This window comes from Tsuneonella troitsensis (assembly GCF_001441535.1).
GTDB classification, from domain to species: Bacteria; Pseudomonadota; Alphaproteobacteria; order Sphingomonadales; family Sphingomonadaceae; genus Tsuneonella; species Tsuneonella troitsensis.
In genome coordinates, this window is record NZ_LMAU01000001.1 from 228001 (window position 1) to 244593 (window position 16593).

A 16593-nucleotide genomic window follows, 5' to 3' on the forward strand; every position below is an offset into this window, starting at 1 on the left:
GACCACCGCGGACATGACGCAGACATCTCGCCGTTCGTTCGTGGCATGGTTTGCCGGTGCGGCAGCAGTGCCGATCCTGGCCGCATGCGGCGGTTCGCCGGCAGAGGCGAAGTCGTGGCCCAAGGGCATGAGCGACGCCCAATGGAAAGCCAGACTGACGAAGAATCAGTACTACATCCTGCGCGAGGCTGGCACCGAACGCCCCTTCTCGCATCCGCTGGACAAGGAAAAGCGCAAAGGCACGTTCCTGTGCGCCGGCTGCTCCAACGAACTGTTTTCGTCGGCGACCAAGTACGACAGCAAGACGGGCTGGCCGAGTTTCTGGCAGCCCCTGCCGGGCGCCATCGCGACCGATACCGATTACAAGATCGGCGTTCCGCGGACCGAGGTCCTGTGTGCGGATTGCGGTGGACATCTGGGCCACGTATTCAACGACGGACCCAAGCCGACCGGCAAGCGGTATTGCATGAACGGCGGCGCGATGAAGTTCCGACCTGCGAAAGCCTGACGTTCCATCAATCGCGCCGGGTACGAAAAAGGCGGCGGAACCTAGGTCCCGCCGCCCGTAATTTCACTTGCCTGCTAGTTCTTAGCGAACCCGTCCGCGCTGGACGAGGTTGGCGATCGCAAGCAGGATAATCGCGCCGACGATGGCGACGAGGAACCCGGGAAGGTTGAACGTCTGGATCGTTGTATCGATGCCGAACAGGGGACCTGCGAGCAGGTTGCCGATGATCGCCCCGACGATGCCGACGATGATGTTCATGACGATGCCCATCGACGCGTCGCGCGCCATGACCATGCTTGCAAGCCAGCCAGCGACGCCGCCGACGATAATAGCGATGATCCAACCCATTTTCGCACTCCTCCTGTTTTTGCGCCCGTAAGTATTGCGCACTGTACGCCGCATAGAACGGCGCTTGGCACAAGGCGTTCCCCGGCTGCGATGAGCCGGGAAGAGAATGCTAGCGCGTTTCCGGGAATTGGCCGAACGATTTCGCAGAGACGCCCCCCGGCGCCCCATGCGTCGCTCAGTACTTGAGCTGGCGTTCGTAGAGGTCGCGGTAGTGCTGTATGCGGGTAACCCGAAGACCCTGCATGCCCGATCGATCGACCGCACGCTGCCACGAAGCAAACTCCTCGAGCGTGAGGCCGTATCGCTCCAGAACTTCGTCGATCGTCAGCAGACCGCCGTTGACCGCGGCAACGACCTCGGCCTTGCGGCGCACGACCCAGCGCTTCGTGTCGGGCGGCGGCAGGTCGGCTATGCTCAGCGGCTCGCCAAGCGGACCGATCACTTGCGCCGGACGGATTTTCTGGTTCTCGATCATCGCGTTCCCTGGTCGCTCATGGCCACCTTGTCTGCTGTGATGAGGCATTTGGCCTCAGGCGGTTTCATGCCCTCTAAACCTTCAAGGTTAATGGTCGGTTGGTCATCCCGACAAATTGCATCGTAGTCGTGCGGCAGCCCGGAAGTCGCACGCGCCGCGAAGCTGTTGCCACCCGCCGCCGCGCGGCCGACAAGCGCACGCATGTCGCGGGTGGCGCCGAATCTTGCGACGAGTTCACCCCAGTCGAGGGGACGCAAAAATTCGCCGGCTTCGGCGACTGCAGGCTTGATGGCTGCTTCGAACATTTCGCGGTGATACGCGCGTATCGGTCAAGAACCGGTAAAGCCGCAATTCACTTGGCATTAGGAGGTTGCCGGTGCGTCGGTCGGCCGAAACTGGCCAGCGACGTCCGGCCGGTGTATGCGCCGCCACCGAAATGACCGTGACCGCCGCCTTGTCACCCCTGCTCGCCCCCGAAGCGGCCGCCGCGCTGTTCGACCTGACGCGCGCCGCGAATGCGAGCCGGATCGTCGTTGCCATGTCGGGCGGGGTCGATTCGTCGGTCGTCGCCGCCCTGGCCGTCGCGAGCGGGGCCGAGGTCATCGGGGTCACCCTCCAGCTTTACGATTACGGTGCGGCGACAGGGCGCAAAGGCGCGTGCTGCGCCGGAGATGACATTCGGGATGCCCGCGCGGTCGCCGACAGGCTGGGCATCGCGCACTACGTGTTCGATCACGAGAGCGCCTTTCGCGAGGATGTGATCGATCGCTTCGCCGACGATTATCTTGCCGGTCGCACTCCGGTTCCCTGCATCCGGTGCAACATGGGTCCCAAGTTCACCGACCTGCTGCGCATGGCACGCGAGCTGGGTGCGGACTGTCTGGCGACCGGTCACTACGTGCGGCGGATCGTCGGGGTTGCCGGTGCCGAGCTTCACCGTGCGGTCGATCCGGCTCGGGACCAGTCCTATTTCCTGTATGCAACGACCGAGGCCCAGCTCGATTTCCTCCGTTTCCCGCTAGGCGGCTTGCCGAAGTCCGAGGTTCGCCGCCTTGCCGAAGCGGCCGGCCTGCGTAACGCGGCCAAGCCAGACAGCCAGGACATCTGCTTCGTGCCCGACGGCGATTACGCGCGCATAGTGACGAAGCTGCGCCCCGAAGGCGCTCGGCCCGGACGGATCGTCCATGCCACTACGGGCGAGATGTTGGGATCACACAAGGGCGTGATCCACTACACCGTGGGCCAGCGGCGGGGACTTGAGATCGGCGGACAGCCGGAACCGCTCTATGTCGTGGGCATCGACGCCGATTCCGCCGAAGTGCGGGTGGGTCCAAAGGCCATGCTCGCGGTCGCCGCGGCGCGCCTGATCGATACGAACCGCATCGGCCCCCTGCCGGCCGAGCCCCTCACCGCCAAAGTCCGCAGCCTGGCCAAGCCGGTCCCGGTCGTCCTCGAAGGTCCCATCGGCGAAGGAGCCGCGACCACCATCCGCTTCGCCGCACCCGAATTTGGCGTCGCGCCGGGTCAGGCGGCCGTCATATATGCCGGCGAGCGCGTGGTCGGCGGCGGATGGATCGATTCGACCGAAGCCGCGGTTCAGTTCTCCCAGGGGTCCATCACGCATCCGTAACCGGGTTTCATGCGGGCGGTATCGCTGATCACCAGCATTCGCGCGGTCACGCTCTTTTCCTCGATGTCCTCTGATAGCGAGACAAGTTCCATGCCGCCGACCTTGTCCTTGGCGCAGTCCTCCAGGCTGCGACCTGCGACGAAGCGGCACGAACAGGCGACCCGAGCGCCATAGGCTGTGCCCGCCCGCGCGTAGCCCACCGCGGTGGCCCCGAACGCCAGCCACAGCGCCAGTGCCGCGACGATTGCGCCCCCGATCCAGACGAGACGGTTGGCCTTGCGACCTCCCGCACTCTTTGGCGTTGCCAATGCGATTCCTCCCGTGCGATTGCGCCCGCGCCGATGCCTTCGCCCCAGCCCTTGACCAAGCCCCTTATCGCCGCCCTCGCGCTGCTGCCAGCCCTTGCCGCGTGCTCGTCGCAGCCGGCGCCCCCGCCGCCGCTGAGCGCGGAAGCGCTGGCCGCGGTCATGCCCGATCCCGGCGCCCCGACCGAGCAGCTCGCTCGCGAAGTGGATGAGCTGTTCACAAAGGACGGCCTCGGCGAAACCCGCGCGCTGGTTGTGATGCACGGCGGCGAAGTGGCGGCCGAGCGCTATGCGAGCGGATATGGACCGCAGACCCGCTTCGTGAGCTGGTCGATGGCGAAGACCGTGACGGCGGCGATGATCGGCCTGCTGGTGGCCGATGGTCGGCTGACCCTCGATGCCCCGCCACCGATCCCGCGCTGGCGCCGACCGGGCGATCCCCGCGGGGAAATCACCTTGCGCCAGCTGCTCCAGATGCGCAGCGGGCTCAGGCACACCGAATCGGGCGACGTGCCGTACGAATCGAGCGAGGTGCGAATGCTCTTCCTCGACGGGCGCGACGACATGGCGACCTTCGCCGAGAGCCAGCCGCTCGAGGCGGAGCCGGGCCGCCAGTTCGAGTATTCGAGCAACACCACCGTGATCCTGGCCGATATCGCGGCCCGCGTCCTGACCCGCAGCACCGATCCCGAAGCGCGGCGCAAGGCGGTCGCGGACTATCTCCAGACCCGCATGTTCGGCCCGCTGGGCATGACGTCGATGGTGCCTGAGTTCGACCGAGCGGGCACGCTGATCGGTGGCAGCCTGATGCATGGCACCGCGCGCGATTGGGCGCGGTTTGGCGAATTCATGCGCAACAAAGGATCGTATCGGGGAACGCAGGTCGTCCCTCGCCGCTGGATCGAGTTCATGACCCAGCCGAGTCCGCGCAGCGGACATTATGGCGCGCAGACCTGGCTCAACCGCGATCCGCCGGAGGGCAACGACCCCCTGTTCGCAGAGCGCGGCCCGAGCAGCCTGTTCGCCCTGATCGGGCACATGGGCCAGTATGTGCTCGTCGCACCCGACCGTCGGCTTACCGTCGTACGCCTCGGTCATTCCGATTCCGCCGAACGCCCGCCGATGGTGCAGGAACTGGCCGACATCGTCGCGCTCTATCCCGCTAGGTAGAAGGACCCCTCGACCACCGTCACGCACGGCCCGCCGAGCCAAGCGCGGTCACCGTCGAGCCGGCAAACCAGGTCCCCACCCCGCGCCGATGCCTGGTGCGCGGTGAAGTTGTCGCGGCCCAGGCGGGCGGACCAGAACGGGGTCAGCGCCGCGTGCGCCGATCCGGTGACCGAATCCTCGTCCACTCCGCCGCCCGGCACGAACACCCGGCTGACCACGTCGAAGTGCTCACCTGGTGCCGTGCAGATGAACTGGTCGTCGCCGAGCGCGCCAAGACCGCGCAGGTCGGGCGAAAGGGCGCGCACCTCGGCCTCGCTGGCGAACAGGTAGATCCCGTACCGATCCGAGCTACGCCACACTTCCTGCGGCTGTGCACCGAGCAGCGCGACCGCCTCGGGCCATGCGCCAGGCTGAGTCGCTATCGCCGGCAACGCCAGTTCGTAGCCGGAGCCGTGCCGCTTCACCTCCAGGTTTCCCGCACGCCGGGTCCGAAACGTCACCCGGTCGCCGCCGTCCCGGCCCAGCAGGACGTGCCCGCTGGCCAGCGTCGCGTGACCGCACAGGCGGATTTCCATCGCGGGAGTGAACCAGCGCAGCTCCCAGTCGGAAGCGCCGCTTTCGTCGCGAACCACGAAGGCGGTTTCCGCGAACTTGTTCTCTTCCGCGATGGCGAGGAGCGTTTCGTCGGGCAGCCACGCGTCGAGCGGCATGACCGCAGCCTGGTTGCCACGGAATGGCCGGTCCGCGAACGCATCGACGTGCCAGTACGGCAGTTTCATGGGGTGTCTCCCAGCTTGGCAAACTGGTCTTCCTCGACCAGCGGGTTGTCCGGTTCGTCCACGTGGCCTTCGGGATCGATGTGGATCAGCACTTCGATTCCCGGGAATCGCGCGCGCAGGTCGTTTTCGACCCGGTGGATGATGTCGTGCGCCTCCCCCACGGTCAGGCTGGGCGGCAGATCGACGTGGAATTGCACGAAATCATGCATCCCGCTGGTCCGCGTGCGCAAGTCGTGCAGGTTCGACAGCTCGGGATGCTCGGCAGCCGCGGCGACGAAGGCGAGCCGCCGCTCCTCGGGCCACTCGCGGTCGAGCAACTGGTCGATGGCGTCGCTCGCCGCCCGCCAAGCGCCGAGCAGCAGCCAGGCCGCGATCCCCAGCCCGAACAACGGATCGGCGGCGGAAAACCCGAGGTACTGATCCAGCACCAGCGCAGCGATCACCGACAGGTTGAGATAGAGATCGGATTCGTAGTGCAGGTTGTCGGTGCGGATGGCGAGGCTGCCCGTCCGACGAATGACGTGTCGCTGCCATGCGAGCAGCGCGAAAGTCGCCGCGATCGCGATAAGCGAAACCGCAATGCCGGTATCGGCTGCCTGCGTTTGCTGCTCGGCGGCGATCAGGGTGCTCGTCGCCCGGAATGCGATGGCCGCCGCCGAGATGGCGATCAGCATGACCTGGAAGATCGCCGCCAGCGCCTCGCCCTTGCCGTGACCCCAGCGGTGCTCCGCGTCTGCTGGCTGCGCGGCGAACCACACGCCCCACAGCGTGGCAAGGCTCGCGACGAGGTCGAGCGCCGTATCAGCAAGACTGCCGAGCATCGCGGTGGAGCCCGTCCGCCAGGTGGCCCATCCCTTGATCGCACCCAGAAACAACGCCATCGCGATGGACGCGAAGGCGGCGCTGCGGGTCAGCCGGGCGCGGTCGTCGGCGGTCACGGATAGAGCAGCGTGCTGCTCCAGCCGCCGCCTTCCGTGCGTTCGAACCGCCGCCGGTCGTGCAGCCGACCCGGCCGGTCGAGCCAGAACTCGATCGCCACCGGATCGAGCGTAAACCCCGTCCAGTGAGGCGGACGCGGTACTTCGCCGGCGGCCTTGCAGGCATCCTCGATCGCTTCGACCCGCGCAATGTACGTGGTCCGGTCGTCGAGCGGACGCGACTGGTCCGACGCGGCGGACCCCACCTGGCTGACGAAGGCGCGGCTGTGGAAATAGGCGTCGGCGCGCTCGGCGCTCACTTCGGTTAGCGGCCCCTCGACGCGGATCTGGCGGCGCAGGCTTTTCCAGTGAAACAGCAGCGCGGCCTGCGGATTGGCGAGGATTTCTCCGCCCTTGCGGCTGTGCGCGTTGGTGTAGAACGTGAATCCTTCCGGCCCGAACTCCTTGAGGAGCACCATTCGCACCGAAGGCGCCCCGCCGGGCGTCGCGGTGGCGAGTGCCATGGCGTTCGAATCGTTCGGTTCGCTGTCCCACGCTTCGGCGAACCAGGTCGAGAACAGATCCATCGGATCCGAATCGGGCAAGGCGGAGTGTGCGTCGTTCATTGGTCCGGCCTTCCGGTTTGTCTCACTCGTGTCACGCTGTCACACTGTCCTGGAGAAAGTAAATCAGCCCGCCTCCCGCGGTCGTAGGCATTGCATATGCAGGAGCAGGCGCATGGCATTTCGCGGCCCTACTCCCAGCCGTCGACGTAGGAAAGCTTCGCTCCCCTCGCGGCGTCCTTGCGCCCGCGCGGCGTGTCACCTAGCTAACACGCCATGGCTGATCCCTATGCAACCCTTGGAGTAGCGCGCGGCGCGAGCGAGAAGGATATCAAGTCCGCCTATCGCAAGCTGGCCAAGGAACTGCATCCCGACCGGAACAAAGACAATCCCAAGGCTTCGGAGCGCTTTTCCGAAGTTACCCGCGCCTATGACCTGCTGTCGGACCCGGCGAAGCGCGCGCAGTTCGACAGGGGCGAAATAGACGCCGACGGCAACCCGGCCAGCCCGTTCGGCGGTTTCGGCGGCGGTGGTTTCGGGGGCGGCGGTTATGGCGGCGGCGGAGGCGGATTTCGCCCGGAGGACCTGCGCGGAATGGGCGGCGGGGCCGACGGGATCGACCTTGGCGACCTGTTCGAAGGTCTGTTCGGCGGCGGCGGCGGTGCCCGGACTGCTCGCGGCGGCGGTTTCGGCCAAGGCGGTTTCACGGGCCAGCAGCGCCGTCCTCCTCCGCCGCAGAAAGGCGCGGACATCGCCTATCGCCTGCGTGTCCCGTTCGTCGACGCAGCCGCGCGCAAGGATCAGCGCATCACACTGGCAGACGGCAAGACGATCGACCTCAAGCTGCCCGCAGGCGTCGAGGACGGAACGCAGATGCGCCTGAAGGGCAAGGGCCAGCAAGGTCCCGGCGGCCCCGGCGACGGCATCGTGACGATCGCGATCGACCCGCACCCTTTCTTCCGGCGCGAGGGCGACAATGTCCGCCTGGACCTGCCGATCACGCTGGCCGAGGCGGTGTCGGGCGCGAAGATCAAGGTCCCCACGGTGGATGGGCCGGTCATGCTCACGGTCCAGCCGGGAACCAGCAGCGGCAAGACCATGCGTCTGGCCGGCAAGGGTTTCGGCAAGAAGGACGGCAACAGGGGCGACCAGCTCGTGACTCTGGAAATCGATTTGCCGGAAGACGTCGCGGAACTCGCCAAACGCCTCGAAGGTTGGCAGGACACCCGCAACCCTCGGGCGAAGCTGGGGGTTTGATCGTCCTGCGGCCCCGATCGAAACTGCGATCGTCCGCCAACCCGTTCGGGATAGCATGAGCGAACCCCTCGTCCCCGAAATCGTCGAGCGCGAGGTGCACAAGCTCACGCCCGAGGATCGACGCATCGACGCGCTGCTTCACCGGGCGGATTTTCGTTCGCAGGTCGCCAGTAGCGTCGGTCCGGGAACCCGATTCTTCGAAATCGCCAAACGCGTAGCGATCGGCGCATACAACGACGGTTTCATCCACGCCGGCAACCTAGCCTACATGGCGATCATCGCGATCTTCCCGTTCTTCATCCTGGGCGCGGCGATCTTTTCGCTGTTCGGTGAGCAGGCCGATCGCGCCGCGACGGTCAACGCGGTTCTTTACGCGCTCCCGCCCATCGTCGCCAACGTGATCGAGCCGGTCGCCCGCTCGGTGATCGAAGCGCGCAGCGGCTGGCTGCTTTGGCTTGGCGGTCTGGTCGGCCTGTGGACGGTGTCGAGCCTGATCGAGACGATCCGCGATATCCTGCGCCGTGCCTATGGCACGCCCGCCACGCACGCATTCTGGAAGTACCGCCTGTGGTCGGCGGGGGTGATCTTCGGTTCGGTGGTCCTGCTGATGGTCAGCCTCCTCGCGCAGGTCCTGATCGGGACCGCGCAGGAGGTCATCGACGCCTACCTGCCGCGCCTGGGCGACGCGATCGACGCACTACGGATTAGCCGGATCGTCCCCGCCTTCGGCCTGTTCGGATCGCTCTATCTTCTGTTCTACACGCTTACGCCGAAGGCCTATCGCAAGCGGCGCTATCCCAAGTGGCCGGGGGCGCTGGCGACTACGGTCTGGTGGATCGCGGTAACCGTCGCGCTGCCGCCCGCGATCCGCAGCTTCTTCAGCTACGACGCGACCTACGGCAGCCTTGCCGGGATCATGATCGCGCTTTTCTTTTTCTATCTCGTCGGACTAGGGATGGTGGTCGGAGCCGAGCTCAACGCGGCGCTCGCGGAAACGCCCGAGGAGGCCGAGAACCGCATCGGGCAAGCCGACGACCGGCGCCGAGCTGCGGACCATCGGTCGACCGAGAGCATCGACGAACAGAAAGCGCAGAACGAGGGTATCGAATGACACAGCTGATGGCGGGCAAGCGCGGCCTTATCATGGGCCTGGCGAACGACAAGTCGCTGGCCTGGGGCATCGCACAGAAACTGCGCGAGCACGGCGCGGAACTGGCGTTTTCCTACCAGGGCGAGGCGCTGGGCAAGCGGGTCATTCCGCTCGCAGAGCAGCTTGGCAGCGACTTCTGCTTCGACTGCGACGTGTCGGACATGGCCGCGCTCGATACCGCCTTCGACACTTTGAAGAGTCGCTGGGACACGCTCGACTTCGTGGTCCACGCGATCGGTTTTTCCGACAAGAACGAACTGCGCGGAAAGTACCTCGACACCAGCCTCGACAACTTCCTGATGACGATGAACATCAGCGCCTACAGCCTCGTCGCCGTCGCCCGGCGCGCGGCGGCGATGATGGAGCCGGTACGCGAAGATGGATCCGGGGGCGGTTCGATCCTGACGCTGAGCTACTACGGCGCCGAAAAGGTGATTCCGCACTACAACGTCATGGGCGTGGCCAAGGCGGCGCTGGAAACGAGCGTCAGGTACCTCGCCAACGATCTGGGACCCGCAGGCATCCGCGTGAACGCCATCAGCGCCGGTCCGATCAAGACGCTGGCGGCCAGCGGGATCGGCGACTTCCGATACATCCTCAAGTGGAACGAGTTGAACGCGCCGCTGCGCCGCAACGTGACGATCGAGGATGTCGGCGGCTCTGGCCTCTACCTGTTGTCCGACTTGTCGAGCGGCGTGACAGGAGAGGTCCACCACGTCGATGCCGGGTATCACGTCGTCGGCATGAAGCAGGAGGACGCGCCGGATATTAGGTTGGTTCAAGGCAAACGCGTTAACCGGGATCAAAAACCATGAAGACGTTCGACGGGGCGGGCTCGACCGCCCGTGTGAATGACCGGCTTGACCGGCGAACGCTGGTGGCCAGCGGCGCTGGCATTCTGTCCGGGGCGGCAATCGGTGCGGCAGCAGTCGCCGATCCGGCTGCTCCGCAGACTATGCTTCGAGACTCACTGACTTTTTCCGTCCGCGATTTCGGTGCGCTCGGCGACGGCGTCACCAACGACGGGCCCGCGATCCGTGCAGCGATCAAACGGGCGCGCCAGGTCGAATACCAGGAAATTCGGATCGTCTTTCCCCGCGGAACTTACAACGTCGACACGATCGACCTCACAGGAACTCGAAACCTGACATTCCATGCCGACGGAACCGTCCAGCTCGTGGGTACAGGGGGAGACTTCATCCTCGGTTCGCGACGTGAAAAGGAAAAAGGAGGCGGATCGGTCTACAACTTCAATTTTTCGGGTGCGCCAATCCTGATTGCTTCACAAAAGAGCGCCAGATATCGTCATGCGATGCAGCTGTACGGTTTCGTTCAGTCACGTTTCAGCGGTATTGCAGTATCTGGCGAGTATGGAATCGGCGAATTCGAACGGGCAGCGGTCGATATCGACCACAGCTGGGTCAACCGATTCGAGGGCATGTCGGTCGCATGTCCGGGCGCTCCAACTTCCGGCCAGCGCAGTATCGCGATTCGCTGCGGAAACGACAACGTCAATGCCAACCTGTTCGTTGGTTGCCGGGTGGTCGGCGTGCTCGGCCAGCCAGCCTTGGCGGGCACAATCGGCATAGTGATAAACGGAAACTCCAATCGCGTCGAGTCCTGCGATGTTTCGGCGGTGATGATCGCGATTGAACTTGAAGCGGCACGCGGGTGCTCACTGCATAATAATTACCACGAAGCGGCGCAACGGATCATCGTCGCGCGGCGGGGAAATTCGCGCGGATGCACGATTGCCGGAGGCTTCTTCGAGATCGGGCCGGATGCGACCGCGCTCACGCTGAGTTCTTCGGAAAGCACGACGATCGTCGGCGGCTATTACCGAGGATCCGGCGGGGGCACTTTCGTCGATTTCGGATATGCTTGCTACGGTTTGACCGTAATCGAGCCGATGGTCGAGAACGTCGCGACGCACTATCGCGGTATCGACAGGGGCGGTGCTTCGATGAGTGCCGCCGCATCGCGCCTTTCGGCTGGCGGCATTGTATTTCCCGACACTCCAGTCCCATCGGTTCATCCCCGCACTCTCGACGATTACCGGGAAGGGCGATTTGCCCCGCAAGGTCCCGGCTTTCGCTTCGCGGGCGGAACGGGCAGTTTCACCAAGGTAGGCAACGCGGTTCAGGTTCGCTTCCGAGTCGCCTTTCCACCGAGTTCGTCTTCTGCCGAGGCCGCGCTGATCGAACTGCCTTTTGCGGCGAAGGAGGGCGAGGGCGAAGGCGTCGTCCTGGGCGACCAACGCAATCCGCTCGGCAACGTGATGGCGGTCCGCGGAAATCGCCTCGTGGTGATCGATCCCCGGTCCGGGCGCGGCCGCTCGTGCGCGGAAGTAGCCGGGGACATGTATTCTGGCGTGGCCAGCTTCATGGTTGAGGCCTGACCCGGCCGCAGGCTAACTTGCGAAACGACGGCACCACAATTCGATCATCGCCACAGCCAGCAACGGATACGCTGCGTCGATCCGTCCCGCGAAGTGATCGTCGCGCAGCGCAGCAACCGCCCGTCCATCGAACAGCCCGCGCGAATCCAGGGTTTCGCGCGATGTCAGGTCGGCGATCGTTTCGCCCATCGGGCCGGCAAGCCACGAGCGTAGCGGTACGCCGAAGCCAGTCTTCGGCCGGTAGATCACGTTGCGGGGCAGGTGCGGCTCCATGGCCTTTCGCAGCGCCCATTTGGTCACGCCCGAGCGCAGCTTGAATTCGGTAGGCAAGTGCGATGCAAACTTGACGAACTGCAGATCGAGAAACGGTACGCGGATTTCCACGCTGGCCGACATGCCCGTCTTGTCGGTGTAGTTGAGGTTGTGATCGCGGAGGAAAAAGCGCTGCTCGAGTCGGAGCATCCGCTCGACGGCGTTCGCCTCGAGATCGTCGAGATAGCTGGCGAAAGGCTGCCGCACCGCATCGCCGCCGACCGGTTCGCACAGCAGGTCGCTCGCGGCCTCCGCAGGGAGCCATTCGAAAGCCGTCAACAACCTTTCGTCCGCGCTTCCGACCCCGCTCACCAGCGCTTTGCGCAGGCGGCGGACCATGTGCGAATCCGACGGAATACGGAGTGCCATACGCGCCAAGCCGCTGCGGAGAGCCGAAGGGACGAGCCCGATCTTCGCGTCGTGCGCGGCCACGAGATGCCGGCGATACCCGGTGAGCATGTCGTCACCGCCCGCTCCGCCCAAAAGGATTTTGAGACCAAGTTCGCTGGCCGCCCGGGAAATGAAGAAGTTGCCGAGCGCGGCAGGGTCCGCCTGCGGTTCGTCGAGCATATCGACCAGCAGCGGAAGATCGCGCGCGAGACCGGGATCGATAGGCACTTCGTGCAGCTCAACACCAAGATGCGCGGCCGCTTCGCGAGCGAAGGGCAGGTCGGCGACCATCTCTCCCCGGGTGGATCCGTCGTCGCCGTAGCGGATGGTGAAACAGCGCAGGCGCTCGGGCGAATGGCGCTCGGCGAAATGGACGATGGCGGTGGAATCGAGTCCACCCGACAGGAAAGCGCCGACCTCGACATCGGCAAGCATCTGCCGTTCCACGGCATCGCCCAGTTCGCGGTACGTGGTCGACACAGCTTCGGCTGCGGACATCGTGCGCGGCCGATAATCAGGGAGCGCGAAGAAACATCCGCTACCGGCTTCCCGCCCAGCGGCGTCGTAGCGTGTCCATACGCCGGCCGGATGCTTGCGAACGGTGCGGAACATCGTCCGCTCGCCCGGCGAGTACAGATACGTAACGTAGGCTGCCGCCGCGGTGCAATCGAGCTCGGCGGAAAAACCGTCGAGGGCCTGGAGCGCTTTCAATTCCGAAGCGATTCCCAGCCCGCCGCCCGGAGGGCGCCACAGATAGAGCGGTTTCACGCCCATCCCGTCGCGGCCGATCACGAGGGTCTGTTCTTTCCGATCCCAGATGGCCACCGCGAAAATACCGTTGAGCAAGGCAAACGCATCGGTGCCATAGCGTGCAAACAGCTCAAGCAGCGTCTCGCTGTCGCTGCCTCCGCGAAACGCGCAGCCGCGCAGCCGCTCGGTGCGCAGCTCGCGATGATTGTAGATTTCGCCGTTGTAGACCATCGCAAAACGTTGCGAGGCGTCGGTCATCGGCTGGTGCCCGTTGGCCGAAACGTCGATGATCGCCAGCCGGCGATGCGCGAGCATCACCGGCGGTTCAACGATCGCGCCGCAGTCGTCGGGGCCCCGCAGGGCGAGCGCCGCGTTCATGACCGCGGCATCCCGGCGGGCATCGCGCCGCACGAGGCCGAGTGTTCCTGCGATGCCACACATGCCTTTATCGAAACCTTTTCAACGGGTGGGCGCCCGTCAATGGCGACAGGCAATTGCGGGTGCAACACCCGATTGATTCAACCGGCACGCCGCCGCGATCATGGTCGGACGACTGGCCCCATCGCGACCGCGTGCCTGAATCGCGGCGTGTTCACGGGACGTGCGCGTGCCATCGTAAAAATCAAGGCGCTGTCAGGTCAACTGGCGCAGACACGCCATAGCCATACGCGCTTGCTGGTTCCCGTCGTCGACCTCGGCGCGGCTCTCGGCCACGGCGCGCGAAACTTCGGCCGGAGCCATCCCGGCTGCCAGCGCCTTGCGACGATAAATGTCGATCGCGACCCCAACCGCGCGCTCATGTTCGGCACGGAGCGAGCCAGCCGATCGCAATCTTTCTCCCAGAGACCCGATCGCAGCGATGCACGAAGTCGCGCGCTTTTGCGGATCCTCTAATACATCGAGTTCGCTGTTGTTGCTCAGCGACAGGAGCTGGGCAGCGCGCTTGTCCGAATCGCTCACCACGCCATTTTGGTCGAACGTCCAATGCGGCCGCTCCGGTGGCGCAGCGCCGCATGCGGATACCAGCCCGGCGAGAAGCGAAGCGAAGACTGATGAGCGAAGGCTTCTGGAGGCACGATGCGATCGCCGGACCGGTGGCGCGACGAATCCGCCGGTATGGCGCAGCTTGCTTGGAGAATTGTCGGACCGGTCGATCATCGTGCTTATAAGCCTCTACAATTAAACCGGCTATGCGTCGGAGCGGGGGGCGTACCGATCCGGACGCCAGCAACGACAGGGCGCGTCCCGGCTGGGCAGCGGTCCGGTAGTACCCCGATCGCCGAGAGGCAAGTCGGCTGATCGCTGACCGACGCACTGTCGTCGAGGCTAACGGACCGTCGCCGCTCCGCGATTGCAATCGCTCCGGACATTCCGTAGGCGCCGGAAAACGGATTCAGCTGAACTCTCATGTCACGATCAACAAAGCAACGTCGGGATCGCGACCGGCGCTATCGGGTTGCGACCTCTTTGGGCGGAGGACCGGCGGGTGCTGCCGCTCGTTACTTGGTTCTTTGTGCCTTCTGCGCAGCCCTGTTCTTGTTGGGCGGCGGCTCGCGTGCGGATATCGTATCGCTCGTCTTGCTCCGGCCGTTTGCCGTGTTCGTCGCTGCATACGCGCTGCTCGTAGCCCGCCCTGGCGACTTGCGTGCGGTGCGCGTGCCGCTCGTGGGTCTGTTTCTTCTTGCACTGCTCATGATCGTGCAGTTGGTTCCTCTTCCGCCTTCGTGGTGGACGGCACTGCCGGGGCGCGAGCTCTACGCGCGCATCGCACAGGACGCGGGTCTCGCGATGACAGCCAGGCCCCTTTCGCTAGCGCCGTCGCTGACGCTGAATGCCTTGTTTTCGCTGACGGTACCGCTCGCGACCATCCTGATTCTCGCAGTCCAGGAAGGTCCATCGCGCACTAGAATTCTCATGCCCGTGGCGGTGATGGGCGGACTGGCGGTCGTGTGGGCGGTGGCGCAGGTCGCCGGCCCTGACCGGGGGCCATTGTACACCTATGCCTACACCAATTTCGGTTTCCCCGTGGGACCGTTCGCCAATCGCAACCATCTTTCGCTGCTCCTGGCGATCGAATTCGTGCTCATCGCATACTTCGTGGCGAAGTTGATCGACGCGGGGAAGCTGCGGCTCTTGTTTGCCGGAGTAATCGGCATGGCAGCGATGGTCGTGCTCGCCCTCGTCCTCGTGGCCGGCTCGCGTGCGGGCCTTGTGCTGGCCTCGCTGGCGATCGTCGCTGCGGTGCGGATCATCGTCCCAAACGCCGCGCAAGTCCCCTGGCTAAAGTCGCCGCGAGTGCGGCGGCTGGGGGCGGTGGCGCTGCTGGCGATGGTCGCCGCCATGGTCGCCTTCACGCTATACCTCCAGCAGGGCACCGCGATCGAGCGGATCGCTGGTGACAGTGCGCTGAAAGACGGGCGTTTCGAGCGCGTCGGCCTTGTTTTGCGGATGCTACAGGATCACTGGATCGCAGGGATCGGCTTCGGCGCATTCGCCAGCGTCTTCACCCGTTATGAAACTACAGAAGTCCTGAGCCCCCTGATCTTCAACCAGGCGCACAACGACTGGTTGCAATTCCTCATCGAGGGTGGCCTGCCCGCCGCCTTTCTCCTGCTGGCCGGATTGATGTGGGTCGCCCGAAAGACAGGAGAGGGCGCGCTCGCGCGTGGCAACCGTTTCGACGCAGAGGGTCTCGTCGCGGTGGCCATCATCGTGCTAACTGCCATCGCCAGCGCAGTCGACTATCCGCTGCGCACGCCCATAATCATGATGCTCGCGGCCTCCGCGACCTACATTTTAGCTGGAAAAAACACGCGATCGCAATGACTTGTGCTGTTATCGGCGTTCATGGAGGGGTCACTCGCGCGGTTTACTACGCGAACGCGATACGCTAGTGGACGCGCCAAGCATATTTAAGGAAACCTTAGTTTTGAATATTCTTCGTTGGGGCTTGGTCGCCGCCGCCGTCGCGTTAGCGGGTGCGTGCTCGACGCCGGATATAGGTACGGACCCGTCCCTTAATATGGTGCACCAAAGCGCACTACCGCCGCCATCGCGAGCGGACGTACTGGCGGCCGAGCGCCCGTATCTGGTCGGCCCCTTCGACAAGCTGCGCATCGACGTGTTCGGTGTCGATCAGTTGCAGAATAAGGAATACCAGATCGACGCGAGCGGCCGCCTCTCGTTTCCCTTCGCGGGAACGATTGAGGCCGGGGGCCTTACGCCGCAGGAAATCTCCGATGCAATTAGCGATCGGCTGCGCGGCCGGATCATCCGCGATCCCCAAGTGACTGTAAACCTGATCGAAACCGTGAGTCAGGTCGTGACGGTCGAGGGGGCAGTAAAGAATCCGGGCCGGTTCCCCGTCATCGGCGAAATGACGCTCTTGCGCACGATCGCGCTGGCGCAGGGCACATCGGACCTCGCCAAGCTCGAATCGGTCCTTATTTTTCGCGAAGTCGACGGCGTCCGGTATGCCGGGGCTTACGACCTGAAGGCAATCCGGCTCGGCAACTACGAGGACCCGGAGGTGTATCCAAACGATGTCGTGGTCGTCGGCGACTCCGCTGCCCGCCGCCTGTTCCGCGACCTTTCACCGCTGTTGGCATCGCCTTTGGTCGTGCTCTTGCAAAGACTCTGAA

General features: G+C 64.8%; 18 protein-coding genes. 9 read left to right on the forward strand and 9 right to left on the reverse strand.

Annotation, left to right across the window (positions count from 1 at the left end):
- Positions 1–13 precede the first annotated feature (13 nt).
- Positions 14–508: a peptide-methionine (R)-S-oxide reductase MsrB gene (gene msrB, locus AR323_RS01110; protein ID WP_057882100.1), complete on the forward strand. Its 495-nt coding sequence runs from the start codon at positions 14–16 to the stop codon at positions 506–508.
- An 81-nt stretch (positions 509–589) separates the two neighbouring features.
- On the opposite strand, the gene AR323_RS01115 is transcribed toward msrB, so the two are convergent.
- From AR323_RS01115 to AR323_RS01125, 3 genes are all read right to left on the reverse strand, one after another.
- Positions 590–856: a GlsB/YeaQ/YmgE family stress response membrane protein gene (locus AR323_RS01115; RefSeq protein WP_057882101.1), complete on the reverse strand. Its 267-nt coding sequence runs from the start codon at positions 854–856 to the stop codon at positions 590–592.
- 175 nt (positions 857–1031) lie between these two features.
- On the reverse strand, positions 1032–1331 hold the full coding sequence (gene sciP, locus AR323_RS01120; RefSeq protein WP_057882102.1) for a CtrA inhibitor SciP: 300 nt from the start codon (positions 1329–1331) through the stop codon (positions 1032–1034).
- Positions 1328–1636: a hypothetical protein gene (locus tag AR323_RS01125; protein WP_057882103.1), complete on the reverse strand. Its 309-nt coding sequence runs from the start codon at positions 1634–1636 to the stop codon at positions 1328–1330. The genes sciP and AR323_RS01125 overlap by 4 nt, the downstream gene beginning before the upstream one ends.
- A gap of 131 nt (positions 1637–1767) precedes the next feature.
- On the opposite strand from AR323_RS01125, the gene mnmA reads away from it, so the two are divergent.
- The gene (gene mnmA / locus AR323_RS01130) at positions 1768–2961 is read left to right on the forward strand and encodes a tRNA 2-thiouridine(34) synthase MnmA (protein WP_057882104.1); all 1194 of its coding nucleotides are present in this window, start codon (positions 1768–1770) and stop codon (positions 2959–2961) included.
- Here the strand turns inward: mnmA and AR323_RS01135 are convergent.
- Positions 2928–3269 carry a hypothetical protein gene (locus tag AR323_RS01135; protein ID WP_083495176.1) on the reverse strand — a complete coding sequence of 114 codons (342 nt, stop codon included), beginning with the start codon at positions 3267–3269 and terminating at the stop codon, positions 2928–2930. The two genes, mnmA and AR323_RS01135, sit on opposite strands and share 34 nt — an antisense overlap.
- Before the next feature lie 33 nt (positions 3270–3302).
- On the opposite strand from AR323_RS01135, the gene AR323_RS01140 reads away from it, so the two are divergent.
- Positions 3303–4436 (forward strand): serine hydrolase domain-containing protein, encoded by a 1134-nt coding sequence (locus AR323_RS01140; RefSeq protein WP_057882105.1) that lies wholly within the window; start codon positions 3303–3305, stop codon positions 4434–4436.
- Here the strand turns inward: AR323_RS01140 and AR323_RS01145 are convergent.
- Genes AR323_RS01145 through pdxH form a run of 3 tightly spaced genes read right to left on the reverse strand, consistent with a single transcriptional unit; the run spans position 4421 to position 6758 of the window.
- Positions 4421–5215 (reverse strand): PhzF family phenazine biosynthesis protein, encoded by a 795-nt coding sequence (locus AR323_RS01145; RefSeq protein WP_057882106.1) that lies wholly within the window; start codon positions 5213–5215, stop codon positions 4421–4423. The two genes, AR323_RS01140 and AR323_RS01145, sit on opposite strands and share 16 nt — an antisense overlap.
- Entirely contained in the window at positions 5212–6153 is a 942-nt protein-coding gene (locus tag AR323_RS01150; RefSeq protein ID WP_057882107.1) for a cation diffusion facilitator family transporter, read from the reverse strand. Before AR323_RS01150 ends, AR323_RS01145 begins: the two co-directional genes overlap by 4 nt.
- Positions 6150–6758 carry a pyridoxamine 5'-phosphate oxidase gene (gene pdxH, locus AR323_RS01155; protein WP_057882108.1) on the reverse strand — a complete coding sequence of 203 codons (609 nt, stop codon included), beginning with the start codon at positions 6756–6758 and terminating at the stop codon, positions 6150–6152. The genes AR323_RS01150 and pdxH overlap by 4 nt, the downstream gene beginning before the upstream one ends.
- A 213-nt stretch (positions 6759–6971) precedes the next feature.
- Between pdxH and AR323_RS01160 the strand changes: the two genes are divergently transcribed.
- The 4 genes from AR323_RS01160 to AR323_RS01175 are packed head-to-tail and all read left to right on the forward strand — an operon-like array spanning position 6972 to position 11500.
- Positions 6972–7952: a DnaJ C-terminal domain-containing protein gene (locus tag AR323_RS01160; RefSeq protein WP_057882109.1), complete on the forward strand. Its 981-nt coding sequence runs from the start codon at positions 6972–6974 to the stop codon at positions 7950–7952.
- Positions 7953–8007: 55 nt separating this feature from the next.
- Positions 8008–9063, forward strand: a complete 1056-nt coding sequence (locus AR323_RS01165; protein ID WP_057882110.1) for a YihY/virulence factor BrkB family protein — start codon at positions 8008–8010, stop codon at positions 9061–9063.
- Positions 9060–9917: an enoyl-ACP reductase FabI gene (gene fabI / locus AR323_RS01170; RefSeq protein ID WP_057882111.1), complete on the forward strand. Its 858-nt coding sequence runs from the start codon at positions 9060–9062 to the stop codon at positions 9915–9917. The genes AR323_RS01165 and fabI overlap by 4 nt, the downstream gene beginning before the upstream one ends.
- Entirely contained in the window at positions 9914–11500 is a 1587-nt protein-coding gene (locus AR323_RS01175; RefSeq protein ID WP_057882112.1) for a glycosyl hydrolase family 28-related protein, read from the forward strand. Before fabI ends, AR323_RS01175 begins: the two co-directional genes overlap by 4 nt.
- Positions 11501–11512: 12 nt before the next feature.
- Here AR323_RS01175 and asnB read toward each other — a convergent pair whose 3' ends face one another.
- The gene (asnB, locus tag AR323_RS01180) at positions 11513–13393 is read right to left on the reverse strand and encodes an asparagine synthase (glutamine-hydrolyzing) (protein ID WP_057882113.1); all 1881 of its coding nucleotides are present in this window, start codon (positions 13391–13393) and stop codon (positions 11513–11515) included.
- A gap of 192 nt (positions 13394–13585) precedes the next feature.
- Positions 13586–13912 carry a hypothetical protein gene (locus AR323_RS14600; RefSeq protein ID WP_152980277.1) on the reverse strand — a complete coding sequence of 109 codons (327 nt, stop codon included), beginning with the start codon at positions 13910–13912 and terminating at the stop codon, positions 13586–13588.
- Between the two features lie 636 nt (positions 13913–14548).
- Here AR323_RS14600 and AR323_RS01190 point away from each other — a divergent pair.
- Positions 14549–15778, forward strand: a complete 1230-nt coding sequence (locus AR323_RS01190) for an O-antigen ligase family protein (protein WP_161808699.1) — start codon at positions 14549–14551, stop codon at positions 15776–15778.
- Positions 15779–15845: 67 nt separating this feature from the next.
- Complete coding sequence (locus AR323_RS01195; RefSeq protein WP_235510410.1) at positions 15846–16592, forward strand: polysaccharide biosynthesis/export family protein; 747 nt, start codon at positions 15846–15848, stop codon at positions 16590–16592.
- The last annotated feature ends 1 nt before the right edge of the window (position 16593 follow it).

Bases quoted from the DNA above. Each gene is read 5' to 3' on its own strand.
- fabI (WP_057882111.1), top strand. From the start codon at position 9,060: ATGACACAGCTGATGGCGGGCAAGCGCGGCCTTATCATGGGCCTGGCG.
- AR323_RS01175 (WP_057882112.1), top strand. From the start codon at position 9,914: ATGAAGACGTTCGACGGGGCGGGCTCGACCGCCCGTGTGAATGACCGG.
- sciP (WP_057882102.1), bottom strand. From the start codon at position 1,331: ATGATCGAGAACCAGAAAATCCGTCCGGCGCAAGTGATCGGTCCGCTT.
- AR323_RS01165 (WP_057882110.1), top strand. From the start codon at position 8,008: ATGAGCGAACCCCTCGTCCCCGAAATCGTCGAGCGCGAGGTGCACAAG.
- pdxH (WP_057882108.1), bottom strand. From the start codon at position 6,758: ATGAACGACGCACACTCCGCCTTGCCCGATTCGGATCCGATGGATCTG.
- asnB (WP_057882113.1), bottom strand. From the start codon at position 13,393: ATGTGTGGCATCGCAGGAACACTCGGCCTCGTGCGGCGCGATGCCCGC.
- AR323_RS01125 (WP_057882103.1), bottom strand. From the start codon at position 1,636: ATGTTCGAAGCAGCCATCAAGCCTGCAGTCGCCGAAGCCGGCGAATTT.
- AR323_RS01140 (WP_057882105.1), top strand. From the start codon at position 3,303: ATGCCTTCGCCCCAGCCCTTGACCAAGCCCCTTATCGCCGCCCTCGCG.
- mnmA (WP_057882104.1), top strand. From the start codon at position 1,768: ATGACCGTGACCGCCGCCTTGTCACCCCTGCTCGCCCCCGAAGCGGCC.
- msrB (WP_057882100.1), top strand. From the start codon at position 14: ATGACGCAGACATCTCGCCGTTCGTTCGTGGCATGGTTTGCCGGTGCG.
- AR323_RS01160 (WP_057882109.1), top strand. From the start codon at position 6,972: ATGGCTGATCCCTATGCAACCCTTGGAGTAGCGCGCGGCGCGAGCGAG.
- AR323_RS01145 (WP_057882106.1), bottom strand. From the start codon at position 5,215: ATGAAACTGCCGTACTGGCACGTCGATGCGTTCGCGGACCGGCCATTC.
- AR323_RS01115 (WP_057882101.1), bottom strand. From the start codon at position 856: ATGGGTTGGATCATCGCTATTATCGTCGGCGGCGTCGCTGGCTGGCTT.